Genomic DNA, 15,703 nt, shown 5'->3' with positions numbered 1-15,703 from the left:
CTATCCCCGGATTTCACCCTATGAAAGGGAATCAAGAAAATCTGGATAACAGCGATCGAAAGGTTTTCTGGCTTGTAGTTTTAAGTGGATGAATGGTTTGTTTAACTTATCGCAACTGAACTTGGGGAGGACCAACGAACATGGCTAAGGAAAAAATTGTACTCGCTTATTCTGGCGGGTTGGACACATCAGTAATTTTGAAATGGTTGAAAGAAACATATGATGCAGAGATTATTGCATTTACAGCGGATATCGGACAAAAGGATGAACTGGATGGCCTCGAAGAGAAAGCACTTGCTACAGGCGCTTCCAAAGTATACATCGACGATCTGCGCGATGAGTTCGCAAAAGATTTCATCTATCCGATGTTCCAGGCTGGTGCCCTCTATGAAGGACAATACCTGCTCGGCACAAGTATCGCTCGTCCACTGATCGCCAAACGCATGGTGGATATCGCTCGTGCAGAAGGCGCTACTGCCATCGCTCACGGCGCTACGGGTAAAGGGAATGACCAGGTTCGTTTTGAGCTGAACGCGGCTGCACTGACACCAGACATTCAGGTCATCGCACCTTGGCGTCTGGAAGAATTCCGCAACCAGTTCCCTGGACGTGCCGAGATGATTGCTTACGCTGAAAAGCATGGCATTCCGGTAACCGCATCTGCGGCTAAACCGTACTCGACAGACCGTAACCTGCTGCATATCAGCTATGAGAGCGGTGTGCTCGAAGATCCTTGGTTCGATCCAAGCGCGGACGAGAACAAAGACATGTTTCTGCTCAGCAGTGCTCCTGAAGATGCACCGGATCAAGCGGAATATGTTGTACTTGATTTTGAACAAGGTAACTGTGTGGCATTGAATGGTGAACGTCTGAGCCCACTGCAAGTGATGGAACAATTGAATGAGCTGGGTGGAAAGCATGGTATTGGCCGTGTGGATATGGTTGAGAACCGCTTTGTTGGCATGAAGAGCCGTGGCGTGTACGAAACACCAGGTGGAACAATCCTGTTCACTGCACATCGTAAAATGGAGTCCATCACAATGGACCGTGAAGTGATGAACCTGCGTGATAGCCTCATCACACGTTACAGCACATTGGTATACAACGGCTTCTGGTTCGCACCGGAACGTCTGGCGCTGCAAGCGCTGGTGAGCGAAAGCCAGAAAAACGTAACAGGTACCGTTCGTGTGAAACTGTACAAAGGCAACATCATCGGCGCAGGTGTGAAAAGCCCTGTCAGCCTCTACAACCCGGACATTGCGACTATGGAAGCAGATCCAACGCAAGCGTACGATCAAGGGGATGCAACGGGCTTTATCCGCCTGAATGCATTGCGTTTGAAAGTCAACTCTGGTGTGGAACAAAACAAAAACTAATTTCATCAAGCATGTAGAGCTACACGATTATAACTGACAAGGCAGGCCGTTCTTGCACATCTGGCAGGAGCGGCTTTGTCCATGAGCGAAAGGGGAGAACTCACTGTGAGCAAGCTGTGGGGAGGACGTTTTACGAAGCAAACCAATCATTTGGTTGAGGAATATACAGCTTCAATTAACTTTGACAAAGCGTTGGCTGAGGAAGATATTCAGGGCAGTCTGGCCCATGTGACTATGCTGGGCAAATGCGGTATTCTGCCAGCAGAAGATGTAGAGACGATCAAGGAAGGCTTGATCACCGTTTTGCATAAAATCCGTGCGGGTGAAGTGGAATTCTCCGTATCGGACGAAGATATTCACATGAACATTGAGAAAAATCTGATCGAGACGATTGGTCCTGTGGGTGGCAAATTACATACGGGCCGCAGCCGGAACGACCAGGTTGCAACCGATATGCACTTGTACCTGCGTGAGCGTGTGGTTGGATTTGTGGGCATGCTGCACTCCTTGCAGGAAGCACTGATTGGACAAGCGAAAGATAACCTCGATACGATTGTTCCGGGTTATACGCATCTTCAACGTGCACAGCCCATTCTGTTCGCACATCACCTGATGGCGTATGTGTCCATGTTCCAGCGTGATGCGGAGCGTCTGATGGACAGCTACAAACGCATTAACATCCTGCCACTGGGTGCAGGTGCGCTTGCGGGCACAACGTTTCCGATTGACCGTCATTTTGTGGCGGAGCAGCTGGGCTTTGACGGTGTGTACGAGAACAGTCTGGATGCAGTAAGCGACCGTGACTTCATCGTTGAGTTTCTGGCAGCAGCATCGCTGATTATGACTCACTTGTCCCGTCTGAGCGAAGAGCTTGTGCTCTGGAGTAGCACGGAGTTTGGTTTTGTTGAATTGGACGATGCATTCTGTACAGGTAGCAGCATCATGCCGCAGAAGAAAAATCCGGACGTTCCCGAACTCGTTCGTGGTAAAACCGGACGTGTGTACGGTAACCTGATTGGCCTGCTGACGGTACTGAAGTCTCTTCCACTGGCTTACAACAAGGACATGCAGGAAGACAAAGAGGGCATGTTTGACACCGTAGCAACGCTGGAGGGTGCACTTCAATTGTTCGCTCCAATGATTGCCACGATGACGGTGAACAAGGATCGGATGCGCCAAGCGGTCAACCAGGATTTCTCCAATGCTACAGATATTGCGGACTTCCTCGTGGGCGAAGGTTTGCCTTTCCGTCAGGCGCATGAAGTGATTGGTAAAACGGTGTTGTACTGCATCCAAAACAGCAAGTATTTGCTGGATCTGACGATTGATGAATTCCGCCAGTTCTCGTCACTGTTCGATGAGCGTATCTACGATGTGCTGCAACCAGAAGCGGTTGTGAACGCTCGTAATGTTTACGGAGGAACGGCTGCGGGTCAAGTTGCTGATGCGATTGGACGCAGTGAGAAGGTACTGGAAATTACGGAGCAATGGATTACAAATCGCGGTTAATGCCAAGGTTATCCTAATGAAATACGAATGCACAATGCAAAAGCAGGCCAGAGAATTTCTTTCTCAACGGCCTGCTTTTTTGTGTATTACAGCGATCGGAAGGTGTTCTGTCATCGGAGTGCCAGTGTAAATATTCATTAGTTGAACTGATATGGTTATTCCTTTAAATTTTCATGTAAAATGCAGTAGTTTCATTTAAATTTGTCGACTATTCGCGTTTAGGCAAAGGAAGCCAGTTCAATACATTCTGAATCTTTTTGTCCCAATAGCCCCATTCATGTTCACCAGGCTCTTCCTCATAGGTCAGTTCGAAGTCCGTCTGTGCACAGGCTTGACGGAAGGACTGATTATCCTCATACAAGAAGTCTTCTGTACCACAGCATTGGTAGAGCAGGGGCCGTGGTCCTTGGTTCGCTTGACTCTCTTTCAGCAAATGAATCAGATCGTTCTCAGTGCCTGCGACCTGTGGTCCGAAGATCCGTTGCAGCTCGGCTTGCTGCAGCACTGATGATGCGTTTCTGCCCATATGTGCCGTCATATCCAGTGCTCCCGACAAACTTGCCGCCGCAGCATATTGCTCCGGTTTGCGCAGAGCCAGCTTGAACGCACCATACCCACCCATCGACAATCCGGCAACGAAGTTATCTTTGCGTTTGTGTGACAGTGGGAAGAAAGAACGTGCGAGTGCTGGCAGCTCTTCACTGATGAATGTCCAGTACTGTCCACCCTCAACCATGTCTGTATAGAAGCTGCGATGCACTTGAGGCATCACTACAGCGATACCGAGATTGGCCACATAACGTTCAATGGAAGTCCGGCGCAACCAGATGGAATCATCGTCTGACAAGCCATGCAACAAATACAGCGTAGGATGCAGGCCCTGACCTGTCACGTTCTCCATGCCAATCTGATTGTGGGTTTGTTGTGGCAGGATGACATGCATGCTGGTGCTCAGTCCAAGCGTATCCGAGTAAAAATCACATTTAATCAGTGCCATGTGTAAAAGAAACCCCTTTCATGAATGAATTAACGAAATGTTCTAATTAAGATGATGAGGATGAAGCTGGCTCCTTAATGGTTCCAAAATGTCTATACAAACAGGTTATACATAAATCTGTTCCATTGCAATAACAAGGTCAACTGTAGGAATAACAAGAGTCTGCTTCCGGCATTGCCTGGCTTCTTCAGGCAGACTCAGAAGACAAGGAAGGTGACGAGATTGAAATAGAGAACACGGTGGCCGAGGTTGTCCGAGGGGATAGCATAAAAATTGGTCCTGGCTGCCGGATTGGTACAGTGGAATACCACACTTCTCTGCAAATTCATCCGCAATCGGAAGTTTTGGTGCAAAGCAATCGGTCCTTGGACTGATTAACGAAGACTTCTTTTCGGATATACTAATGCAGTCATATGATTAGAGCGTGAATGGAGAGATTGAGTACAATGGCTGCACGTAAAAACAATATTGGATTGGTGCTGGCAGGATTACTGCTGAGCATACTAATGGCTTCGATGGATAATACCATCGTGGCAACAGCTATGGGGGATATTGTCGGGAAGCTGGGTGGGCTCGACAAGTTCGTCTGGGTGACCTCCGCGTACATGGTGGCAGAGATGGCAGGTATGCCGATCTTCGGTAAGCTATCGGATATGTATGGACGGAAAAAGTTTTTTGTATTTGGTATTATCGTGTTTATGATTGGCTCAGCCCTGTGCGGAACGGCAACATCTATTGTGGAATTGACGATGTACAGAGCGATCCAGGGTATTGGTGCAGGTGCACTGGTTCCGATTGCCTTTACGATTATGTTTGATGTGGTCGCACCTGAATCCCGGGGGAAATTAGGTGGATTATTTGGAGCCGTGTTCGGCTTGTCCAGTGTATTTGGGCCACTATTGGGCGCTTATATTACGCAATATGCCACGTGGGAATGGGTATTTTATATTAACCTGCCGCTGGGTCTGATTGCATTTGTGTTTATTGCGTTCTTCTATAAAGAATCCCATCAGCATCATTCTCAACAGATTGACTGGCTGGGTGCTGTGACACTGATTGGTGCTGTGGTTTGTCTGATCTTCGGTCTGGAACTAGGCGGCAAAACGTTTGCCTGGGGTTCATGGCAGATTATGGGGTTGTTTGCCGGATTTGTGGTGCTGACGTTGCTTTTCCTGTTTGCCGAAACGAGAGCCAAGGAACCAATTATCTCCTTCAGCATGTTCCGCAACCGGGTGTACTGGTCCAGTAATGTCATTGGCATGTTCAGCGGCGCGGCATTTATTACGGCATCCGTGTACATTCCGATCTTTATTCAGGGCGTGCTCGGCGGAAAAGCGACCAATTCGGGTCTCGTTCTGCTGCCCATGATGCTGGGTTCTGTCGTAACTGCCTCTTTGGGTGGGATGCTGATGACCAAAATCAAGTATCGCAACATTATGATTCCTACGTTGGCTCTGCTGGTCATTGGACTCGGGTTGCTCACCACACTGGATGAGCATTCTTCCCTCTGGACGATACGTATATTCATGGTGATGATTGGTCTCGGTGTCGGAGCGTCGTTCTCCGTGCTTAGTAATGCAGCCATGAATGCGTTTGAACCGCAAAGACGCGGTGCTGCGAGTTCCACGCTTAACTTTTTACGGTCGCTCGGCATGACGATGGGCATTACCATCTTTGGTATTGTGCAGAGTCAGGTGTTTACACGCAAAATGAATGATGCCCTCGCCGGATCAGGGGCGGAAGCGGGTGGTGCAGGTGCTCCAGCAGGCGGCGTACCTCAGGGAGTGAATCTGAGCGATCCACATGCATTGCTGTCACCGGAGCTGAGAAAGGCGATTCCGCCTCAGGTACTGGATGCGATTACGCATGCCTTGTCTTCCTCCATTGTGCAGCTCTTTGCCTGGGCTGCGATCCCGGCGGCACTCGCGTTGATTGCTGCTTTCTTCATGGGTAATGAGAAGATGGTCATCGGCGAGGAGCAGGGAGAATATACAGGCGGACATTAAACGGTCTATATAAATTGAACTAGAGGTTTTAGCAAAGCCTAAAAGGAAAAACGCTCCATTTGTCGAATTAAAAATAATCTAAAAAACGGACAAGTGGGGAGCACTATGAATAAGCATACTGAACTGGAAAAAGTAAGAGAAGCTATGAAGCAAGCCAAAGATCGACGGATGTATGAACGCTACCAGGCCATCTATTTGCATTTGAAAGGCACCTCCATCGTGGCTATTGCTGATATTCTGAATCGAAACCGAATGACGGTGAGTAGTTACATTCATGCATACGAAAACGGTGGAATAGGCGCTCTGCAGCTCAAGCATTCATCCGGTGCTCCTACTCGGTTGACGAAGGAACAGCAGGCTCAACTCAAACAAATCATCGCCTACTCGGTTCCTTATGAGGGTGGTTTTACAGCCAGACACAACTGGACACTTGAACTTATTGCCTCGTATGTAGAACGAGAATGGGGCCATCGCTACTCGCTCCGCGGGATCTCCAAGCTCATGGAACGGTTAGGACTCAGCTACACGAAACCGACCTATACGCTTGCAGCAGCAGATCCAGAGAAACAGCGTCAGTTTACGAAACAACCTTTCCCCAATTGAAAAAAAGTTACTGAACCATGAAATCGATCACTTGCTGTTCGAGGATGAGTCCATGATTCGAGATTACCAAGCCATTCAGAAAACGTGGTTTCTTCGAGGAAAACAGCGCATGATTCCAACCACAGGCAAGCATCGCGGAGTCAAGCTGCTCGCAACGATTGACTATGAAACTGGACAAATCGTATGGCAAGAAGACGAGCAATATACTGCTGAAACCTTTCTTGCTTTTCTCCAAAAGATTCTTGCGGCGTATCCGACAGGGAAGCTTGTGATCGTATTAGATATTGCTCGGATTCATCATGCAAAGCTGCTTCAACCTTTCCTGCAAGATCAGAAGAACAGGCTTGAGTTTGTATTTTTGCCACCGTATAGCCCGCAGTTTAATATTGTAGAAGGGCTTTGGAAGTGGCTCAAGTCTAGTGTAGTCAATAATGTGTTCTACTCTACTGTCACTGAAATCCGTCTGCGTGTAGGGCAATTTATGGATGAAATTATGAAGAATCCTTGTGTCATCATCGACCGCCTCTGTATTCGCTTTTAAGTGCTAGTTTCTTTCGTTCAACTTATATAGCAATGAATGCTGAACAACGTAATTAATTTATATTAAATCATTAAAGACACACTTCTCACGTAGCCCGCTAGGGGAAACTTGGAGTGTGTCTTTTTTGGGTTTGATCCTAGGTGCTTTAAGCGAGTTAAAATTAAGGTTGTTTCGTGCCGCTGATGCCGTCTTCGACGACAGATGGCTGCTGCGAATCAGGCAGACTGCTATGACCCGAGCGTGCAATCAGGCGATTCTGCGCTTTGTACGTATCACGTGTAATCGTTTTGGATTCGACGACTTGACCGTCTACCTTCTTGGTACGTACGGTTTCGACAATATATCCGGGCTGACCGTCCTGAAGTACCTGCTGGGCACCGTCAGGGAGTACATTGCTGGACACATATTTCACAGGAGCACTTAATGTCTCAATGGTGCGGGATTCCAGCGCATACGTGACGTTCTCTGGAAAGGTACCGAAAAATTTGACAGTCAGACGTTTATTCTTCACTTCAGCATGGATAAGCAAGGCTTTGCCCGTGTTATTTTTGAACCGGAAATTAATCGCACCTGACGCAAACGTGGCATCCAGCCCTTTCGGCAAATATTTGACGGGCAGGGAGTGATTGCGACGCTCCACAATGTCCAGCCCTGTCAACAGGGCTGCATTATAGACTGTACTGGATACCTGGCAGATGCCACCTCCAATTCCGGGAGTAAGTCGCCCATTTACAATGACTGGAGCTTCCTGGAAACCGAAGTCCTTCTCTGCCTTGCGGATGACCTTCTCATAATCAAATATGCCATTTGGCTGCAAAACCATCCCGTTAACGGTTTGCGCTGCTGCGCCGACATTATGTATCCGTCCTTCACTGCTATTGCCCAGGCTAGTGGAGAACTGGATGATCTTGCGGTCAATGCCCTCCTGACGCAGTGAATCAATGGTCACTTCGGGTTTTAGCGTATACAGGGGTACCTGGATCAGCAGTGGGGCGGGTTTTTCATTAGGGTTTAGTACACTAAAATCCCGGTGTAGCTTCGCCTGAATTTTGCTTGCGAGTACATCCCAGTTGATTCGGCGGACGCCTTTTTCCGGGATGTACTGGACTTTGTCACTTGCGGTAATGCGGCGAACAGCGTTCGCGGGTGTCCCGAAGGTTTCTTTTTCCCAGGCAGGACCGAGCTGCTCTTTGAGTGGTTTTGAATCATAGATCAGCTTCAGTGGCCATTCCTTGGCAAAATCATATCGGGCGTAGGCACGCTCCCACAGATTTCCTTCCTCCAGGCGTTGTACGGCTGCTCGAAAGTCATTAGCGCTGTAATTTGCTCCCGTCTGGGCGGCAGTGAACGTCATCGTTTTGGATACCGGATCTTCCACCTCCAGGGTAATGGGCCAGTCCTCCAATTGTTTGATTCGATTATCCACGGCATGCAGCACTTCCTTGCGATGCATCCCCTCTAACGCCCAGCCTCCAACATGAACATCTTTGGGTATGGCGGGTTGGTTCACGTACATATACAGCAATCCATAGGACGCGGAGCCGATCAAGAGCATTGAGAATAGCACAATGACCGTCAAATGTATTTTTTTCATGGTCCGTACGCTCCTTTACACTTCTGTTGTTCCGCAATTCGTAACACTTTCTATATATATGATCCAATGCAGGAAAACTTTCGGGTACTCAATAGGTAACAAATTTGTTACAATAAAATTCATATGATTCCATTCCTGCTGATCGAATTAAGGATAAAATGGATTTCTCCTGATGAAATTCAGGTCTTTTTAAAGGAAATGCCGGGATTGTGTCGAAATGATAATGGCTAACTATGCAACGGGAAGTGATGATGTGATAGAAATGCAGGACGTGTGGAAGACCTACGCCAATGGGACCCACGCATTACAAGGGGTGTCGGTGAAGATCGACCGCAATGAATTTGTTTATATCGTCGGTCCGTCCGGCGCAGGCAAATCGACATTCATGAAATTGATGTACAGGGAAGAAGTTCCGACCAAAGGACAAATATCCATTAACGGATTTAATATCGGCAAGTTGAAGCCACGTAAGATCCCTTATGTACGCCGAAATATCGGCGTTGTGTTCCAGGATTTTCGTTTGCTGCCACGCATGACAGCATTTGAGAATGTGGCATTTGCCATGGAAGTAATTGAAGCACCGAAGCGCCACATTAAGAAACGGGTGATGGAAGTACTCGATCTGGTGGGACTGCGCAGCAAGGCGAACCGTGAACCGTCACAATTGTCGGGTGGGGAACAGCAGCGTATTGCCATCGCACGTGCTATCGTGAACAATCCGTCTGTCATCATTGCGGACGAGCCTACGGGTAACCTTGACCCGGAGACGTCATGGGGCATTATGCAGTTGTTGGATGAGATTAATTTTCGGGGGACAACCATTGTTATGGCGACCCATAACAAAGATATCGTCAATACGATGCGTAAACGGGTTATTGCGATTGAACGGGGACAGATTGTAAGGGATCAGATGAGAGGGGAATACGGTTATGAATTTTAACACTCTCTTGCGTCATGTGCGGGAGGGATTCAAAAACGTATTCCGCAACGGCTGGATGTCGGTGGCCTCCATCATGTCCATTATCGTGTCACTGTTCATTCTGGGTGTGTTCATGCTACTCGTGCTGAATGTGAATTCCATGGCCAATCAAGTGGATAGCCAGGTGGAGATCAGTACATTTCTTGAACTGAACGTGGATGAGAACCTTCGCAATACACTGGAGAAAGAAATCAGTGCCATGCCTGAAGTGAGCCAAATTCGTTTTGTCTCCAAAGAAGAAGGGCTCAAAGAGTTCCGTGAACGTCTCGGGGAAAGTGCAGACAACGTACTTAGCGGTTTCGATGTGGATAACAATCCACTGCCAGAGACCATTGAAGTTGAGGTCATTGAACCGGAAACCGTCTCTTTTGTAGCGCAAAAAATCCAAGCACTGAACGAAAAACACCCGGAGAAGCCGATCATGAAAGTGAACTACGGTAAAGAAACGGTGGAAGTGTTATTTAAATTTACGAAGCTTGTTCGGAACATCGGATTTATTTTTGTCGGAGGACTGGGTCTGATGTCCATGTTCCTGATCTCCAATACGATTCGCGTAACCATTCTGGCAAGACGCCGGGAGATCGGCATTATGAAACTGGTTGGAGCAACCAATACATTCATTCGCTGGCCTTTCTTTATTGAGGGAGCATTGATTGGACTGATTGGTTCGGCAATTACGGTAGGCGTCCTCTTCTTCGGATACAGTCGTCTGATGGCCACGTTTGGCCAGGATGTATTCATGCAGATGCTTAATCTGATTCCGCTCGGAGATATCTGGCTGCTGTTTGGAACACTCTTGATCGGACTCGGTGTACTGGTTGGTATCTTGGGAAGCACACTGTCTATCCGCAAGTCTCTTAATGTGTAAAGTTTATTACATCGTTATAAATGCAGGAAGTGTCGAATGAGAATGACAAAACAGGTTCACATATGAAACCTGTTTGACGATAAGTAGTAAAGACGGAGCCTTAAGAGTAAAGAAAGCAAAGAACATGCTGTTCACCACCTGTGCAGGTTGCTTTCTTGTGAAATCATAGGATGGGGGATCACATTTTGAAAAAAACAGCTTCGCTGCTGGCCATGGTGTTATTGGCCGGTATGACGCTTCAACCTTCTGACGGATATGCCAAGAGTAGCATTAGCGATATTGACCAGCAGATTCAGCAACTGGAGAGCAAGGCGGCTTCGGCCAAACAGGAGCAGAAAAAAGCGGCTTCGAACAAGAAACAAGCCCAGCATTATAAGAACAAGACCAATGCTTACCTGAAGGTTGTCATGGAGCAGATTAATGTGGTTAGTGATGAACTGGCAAACGTATCCTTACAGATCGAAAATACGGAAGAAGATCTTCGGACTACGAAAAAAGATCTGGAAGCGGCTGAAGACCGTATCGTTGCCAGAGAGAAACTCTTGGAATCACGTGTACGCCTGATGTATACGGACGGTGCTGTATCCTATCTGGACGTGTTGTTGACTTCAACAAGCTTCTCGGACTTCCTGACTCGTGCGGATTCACTGAAAACGATTGTGGATCAGGACCAGCATTTGCTGGATGATCATAAAAAGGACAAGCAGCTCGTTGTGGCCAAAAAGGCAGAACTGGATGTGCAATATGCAGAAGCCAAGAGCCTGTATGCGCAGAAGAAACAGCGCAAGTCCCAATTGAATGAGAAGGAACAGGAAAAGCAAGTACTCCTCGCTACCTATGATGCCAAAATAGAAGAGTCAGAAGAGTTGACGCAAGAACAGGAAGATGTATTGATACAGATTGCAAGCAAGCGTTCGGTACTTCTGCAAGAGAAAAATAAATTGCGTGAACAGCAAGCCGCAGCCGCAGCTAAAGCGAAAGCTGCCGCCGCAGCCCGTGCAGCCGCAGCCGCGAAAGCGCCGACCAAAGTCAGCACAAGTAGCAGCAGTCCTAGTACTACTTCGTATTCCAGTGGTAACGGAATCTTTGGAATGCCTGTATCCGGAGCACGCGTGTCCTCCACGTTTGGTCCCCGTACCCATCCAATTACGGGTGTAGTGGGTAAAATGCATAATGGTGTTGATTTCGCTGTTCCAACGGGCAGCTCTGTTCATGCCGCTTCAGGCGGGATCGTTATTATGGCCGAATGGTATAGCGGTTATGGTTACACCGTCATTGTTGACCACGGGGGCGGATTATGGACGTTATACGGTCATTTACGTGAAGGTGGATTTAAGGTCGGCAAGGGAGACCAGGTGAGTCGTGGAGATATTATTGCTGAATCAGGCAATACAGGTAATTCCACCGGACCGCATTTGCATTTTGAAGTGCGTGATAATGGAACAGCCGTGAATCCATTTAACTATTTGTAGTTTTCAGGTAACGATTGGAATGGAAAAAACATATTCCGTACAAGCTAGACATATACTAAGCTGGCATGTTCAGGGAATGATTCACAGCAGAATTGAACTCTACACGCTTCAATACTAAAGGCGGTGACAAACGGAATGATGAAAAAAAGATCGGCCCTGCTGCTTGTCATTGTGGCCCTACTTGGTGGCAGCTTGCTTACCCTGGTGCTCATGAACTCGCCTGGCATGGCGCAGACCACATCTGGTGAAGGGTTGTTCGCCAGTGTAACTGGCACTGCACAGCAGAAAAATGATTTGAAGAAGATTGAAACCGCGATGGATTTGATCTCAAGTAACTATTATAAAGATGTTGATCGAACCAAACTGATTGATGGTGCGATTAACGGTATGATGGAATCCCTTGGTGATCCATACTCCAACTATATGGCACAGGAAACAGCGGCCCAGTTCGAAGAGTCGATTGAAGGTTCATTTACCGGAATCGGAGCAGAAGTTTCCTCACAGGATGGGAATGTAGTCGTCGTTTCCCCGATCAAGGGATCGCCTGCGGAGAAGGCGGGTATTCGAGCCAAAGATATTATTACATCGGTGAATGGCGAATCTCTGCAAGGTCTGGAATTGAACAAAGCCGTTAACAAAATCAGAGGTCCCAAAGGCAGTGAAGCCAAGGTACAGGTGAAACGTGCTGGAACCTCCGAGCCGATTGAATTCGTTATTGTGCGTGATGACATTGATCTTGAGACGGTCTATGCTCATATGGAAGACAACGGTGTCGGTGTTATCTCGATCACCCAATTCTCGCTGAACACTGCTGACCGCTTCAAGGAAGAACTGGCGAAGCTGGAGAAGCAGAATATGAAGGGTCTGATCATTGATGTGCGTAATGACCCGGGTGGTGTGTTGCATGTTGTTATCGATATTGCGGAGCAGTTTGTTCCAAAAGGCAAGCTGATTGTACAGGTCGAAGACAAGAACGGTAAAAAGGAACAAAGTAAATCGGGCGGATCAGGCAAAGCCTACCCAGTTACGGTACTGATGAACAAAGGAAGCGCGAGTGCGTCCGAAATTTTGGCTGGTGCATTACAACAGTCAGCAGGTGCAACGCTGATCGGTGAAAACTCCTTTGGTAAAGGTACGGTACAGACGAGTTATGACAAACAAATGGGTGATGGCAGTCTGTTGAAGATTACCATCGCGAAATGGTTGACTCCAAATGGTGACTGGATTCATGAAAAAGGCATTAAACCGGATATTGCGGTGAACCAGCCGGATTATTTCTCGGTGGCACCCATCAATAAAGAGAAATTACCATTGAAATACGACAGTAATAGCACGGATGTGAAAAGTGCGCAGACGATGCTAAGAGGATTAGACTTCAAGCCGGATCGCGTGGATGGATACTACGACCAGAAGACGGAAGAAGCGGTCAAAGCATTCCAGAAGCAGAAGGGCATTCAGACAACAGGTCAGATTGACGTGAAAACCGCCGAATCCCTGGAAGCGGCTCTGATTGAACGTATTGCTAATCCTCAATATGATGCACAGCTGAAGCGCGCGATCGAAAATGTCTCGAAGGATATTTCGTCCGCTGTGTCGAAGCCATAAAGAAGGCTGATTTTCAGCCTTCTTTTTTTCTGAATCGGCTGAAGGAGAGGGGTGACCATCCACAATGGAATGGGTTTGGGCATGGTTAACTACATTAGGAGAAGCATTGTTGCAGTTGTTTATTCAGCCGTTTTATTATATTGCGGTAATCTTGATTGCACTCGTATATCATCGTCAGTTGTTGCAGGAGCGTAGATTATTCCACGTTCGTCTGCAAAGCTCGATAACACAGACCATCCGTGCAGTGCTCGGGGGTATACTGATTGGTGTAATGGTTTCGATTGTGTCGTTGTTTCTCGGAGCACATCTTACGCTGGGAAGTTTGATATGTATATGGGCGGCTGCGATAGTTCTAGCGTTGTTCCGTATTCGATATTTATGTTTTGCTTACGCGGCGGGTTTGCTTGGTGTGTTGCAGTTCGGATTGCATATGGCTTCGGGCTGGCAACCGACAGGATGGATGGGGAGTGTCACTGAAGCATTACGTGCGCTGGATATGCCTGCGCTGTTGGTGCTGGCAGCCTTATTACATATCGGGGAAGCGGTGCTGGTACGCATGCAAGGGGTATCCATGGCTTCACCGTTACTCTTCGAAGGTAAACGCGGCAAACTGGTTGGAGGCTACCAGCTTCAGCATTTCTGGCCAATCCCGTTACTGATTCTTGTACCGGTAACAGGTGGTGGCGCAGAACTGGCGTGGACGCCTTTAATTAGCGGAGGAAACAGCTATATGCTCGTTGCACTGCCGATTATGCTGGGGTTTGGTGAGGTTACACAGAGTATGCTTCCGGGTCGGAAAGTGCAGATTTCTGCCAAACGTTTGCTGCTGTACGGGACAGGCCTGCTCGTGTTCAGCCTGCTGGCAGCCTGGTGGTCGCCTCTCATGGTGGTTGCTGCACTGGTTGCATTTATCGGTCATGAATTCCTGGTATGGTACAGTGGGTTTGAAGAACAGAACCGCAGCCCGGTGTTTGTTCATCCTGAACATGGATTGAAGGTATTGGGTGTCATTCCCGATAGTCCTGCAGAAGATCTGGGGATTGAGGCAGGGGAAGTATTGTATAAGGTGAATGGCGTTCTGATTCATTCACCAGAGCAATTACATCGTGCCTTGCGGATGAATTCGGCTTTTTGCAAGCTGGAGATCCGTAATCACCAGGGAGAGAGCAAATTTATGCAGCGGGCAATCTATGAAGGTGAACATCATCAACTTGGAGTGATCATGGCACCGGACAATCATGAAGCCTGGGCGATTCAACTGCGCCCACTGTCCCTGTTCCATATCATCACCCTCAAATTGTTCGCTCGCCGAAAAGATCAGCGTGGTGCTGAAGCTCCACTGGCACTTCCGCCTACACCTGCTGCAGGTGAGCAAAAGTCTATAGAGATGTAATCAAAAAGGGTATTCCACAGCCTGACCAGGCGATGGGATACCCTTCTTTCTACTTACTTTCTCAACATAAAGATAGCAATTTGTGTTCTGTCCCGCAAGCTCAGCTTGCCGAGGATATCAGTGACATAGTTTTTGACCGTGCCTTCACTTAGGAACAGCTTGGCGGCTATCTCCTTATTGGACAGTCCTTCCGATATGGCCTCGGCAACAGCCAGCTCCATACGGGTCAGTCCATGTGACTCCATCGGTGTAGATGTCTGTGCAGACGCTACTGGACGGAGCAGACTAGCCAGTTTCCGTGCAATATCAGGATGAATGAGCATATCACCGTTATGTACCGTTTTGATTCCTTGAATGATCCGGTCAGGGGGGACATTTTTGAGCAAATAACCGCTTGCTCCATTCTGCAAAGCCTGAATAATGTACTCGTCATCGTCAAACGTGGTGAGCATCAACACCTGGATTTCAGGGAACCGTGTTTTGATGAGTTGGGTACCTCTGACACCATCACAATCCGGCATGCGAATATCCATCAGCACAACGTCAGCATCCGTTCCTGACTCCAGCAATTCCAACGCTTCCAGTCCATTGGAGGCGGTACCTGTAACGGTAATGCCAGGATCGAGTCCAAGCAGGACTTTGAGACTCTCACGGATGAAAGAATCATCGTCTGCCAGGATCAGTCGGATGGACTGAGGTTCGGGAGTATCATGCTTTTTAGCAGTATCGTTCCGTTCAGACATGAGCAGATCACTTCCTT

Annotated in this window: 12 protein-coding genes; 9 read left to right on the top strand and 3 right to left on the bottom strand. The window is 47.9% G+C overall.

Annotated features, from left to right (window positions below):
* Positions 1 to 140 precede the first annotated feature (140 nt).
* The gene (locus ACR32F_RS29205) at positions 141 to 1,376 is read left to right on the top strand and encodes an argininosuccinate synthase (RefSeq protein WP_440113409.1); all 1,236 of its coding nucleotides are present in this window, start codon (positions 141 to 143) and stop codon (positions 1,374 to 1,376) included.
* Positions 1,377 to 1,481: 105 nt separating this feature from the next.
* Positions 1,482 to 2,885, top strand: coding sequence for an argininosuccinate lyase (argH, locus tag ACR32F_RS29200; RefSeq protein ID WP_440120050.1), 1,404 nt, complete (start codon positions 1,482 to 1,484; stop codon positions 2,883 to 2,885).
* Positions 2,886 to 3,093: 208 nt separating this feature from the next.
* Here argH and ACR32F_RS29195 read toward each other — a convergent pair whose 3' ends face one another.
* Entirely contained in the window at positions 3,094 to 3,882 is a 789-nt protein-coding gene (locus ACR32F_RS29195) for an alpha/beta hydrolase (protein ID WP_440113406.1), read from the bottom strand.
* Positions 3,883 to 4,328: 446 nt separating this feature from the next.
* Here ACR32F_RS29195 and ACR32F_RS29190 point away from each other — a divergent pair, with 446 nt between their 5' ends.
* The gene (locus ACR32F_RS29190) at positions 4,329 to 5,888 is read left to right on the top strand and encodes an MDR family MFS transporter (protein WP_440113403.1); all 1,560 of its coding nucleotides are present in this window, start codon (positions 4,329 to 4,331) and stop codon (positions 5,886 to 5,888) included.
* A 105-nt stretch (positions 5,889 to 5,993) separates the two neighbouring features.
* Positions 5,994 to 7,032, top strand: a protein-coding gene (locus tag ACR32F_RS29185; RefSeq protein ID WP_440113401.1) for an IS630 family transposase whose coding sequence is annotated in 2 segments (ribosomal slippage) — positions 5,994 to 6,488 and positions 6,490 to 7,032 — 1,038 coding nt in all. Because the reading frame shifts where the segments join, the coding sequence is not laid out codon by codon here.
* Between the two features lie 160 nt (positions 7,033 to 7,192).
* Here the strand turns inward: ACR32F_RS29185 and ACR32F_RS29180 are convergent.
* Positions 7,193 to 8,626 (bottom strand): VanW family protein, encoded by a 1,434-nt coding sequence (locus ACR32F_RS29180; protein WP_440113398.1) that lies wholly within the window; start codon positions 8,624 to 8,626, stop codon positions 7,193 to 7,195.
* 253 nt (positions 8,627 to 8,879) lie between these two features.
* Here ACR32F_RS29180 and ftsE point away from each other — a divergent pair, with 253 nt between their 5' ends.
* The 5 genes from ftsE (at position 8,880) to ACR32F_RS29155 (ending at position 14,943) form a co-directional block, all read left to right on the top strand.
* Positions 8,880 to 9,566: a cell division ATP-binding protein FtsE gene (gene ftsE / locus ACR32F_RS29175; protein ID WP_024631580.1), complete on the top strand. Its 687-nt coding sequence runs from the start codon at positions 8,880 to 8,882 to the stop codon at positions 9,564 to 9,566.
* Positions 9,556 to 10,473 carry a permease-like cell division protein FtsX gene (gene ftsX, locus ACR32F_RS29170; protein ID WP_440113395.1) on the top strand — a complete coding sequence of 306 codons (918 nt, stop codon included), beginning with the start codon at positions 9,556 to 9,558 and terminating at the stop codon, positions 10,471 to 10,473. Before ftsE ends, ftsX begins: the two co-directional genes overlap by 11 nt.
* Before the next feature lie 185 nt (positions 10,474 to 10,658).
* On the top strand, positions 10,659 to 11,945 hold the full coding sequence (locus ACR32F_RS29165) for a murein hydrolase activator EnvC family protein (RefSeq protein ID WP_440113393.1): 1,287 nt from the start codon (positions 10,659 to 10,661) through the stop codon (positions 11,943 to 11,945).
* Between the two features lie 135 nt (positions 11,946 to 12,080).
* Complete coding sequence (locus tag ACR32F_RS29160; RefSeq protein ID WP_440113390.1) at positions 12,081 to 13,550, top strand: S41 family peptidase; 1,470 nt, start codon at positions 12,081 to 12,083, stop codon at positions 13,548 to 13,550.
* A gap of 64 nt (positions 13,551 to 13,614) precedes the next feature.
* Positions 13,615 to 14,943: a PDZ domain-containing protein gene (locus ACR32F_RS29155; RefSeq protein ID WP_440113387.1), complete on the top strand. Its 1,329-nt coding sequence runs from the start codon at positions 13,615 to 13,617 to the stop codon at positions 14,941 to 14,943.
* Between the two features lie 53 nt (positions 14,944 to 14,996).
* Here ACR32F_RS29155 and ACR32F_RS29150 read toward each other — a convergent pair whose 3' ends face one another.
* Positions 14,997 to 15,686 (bottom strand): response regulator, encoded by a 690-nt coding sequence (locus ACR32F_RS29150; RefSeq protein WP_440113384.1) that lies wholly within the window; start codon positions 15,684 to 15,686, stop codon positions 14,997 to 14,999.
* Between the last annotated feature and the right edge of the window lie 17 nt (positions 15,687 to 15,703).

Origin of the sequence: Paenibacillus hebaui, from assembly GCF_051934385.1 — a bacterium.
GTDB lineage: Bacteria > Bacillota > Bacilli > Paenibacillales > Paenibacillaceae > Paenibacillus.
This window is presented reverse-complemented; position numbering and strand designations above follow the sequence as displayed.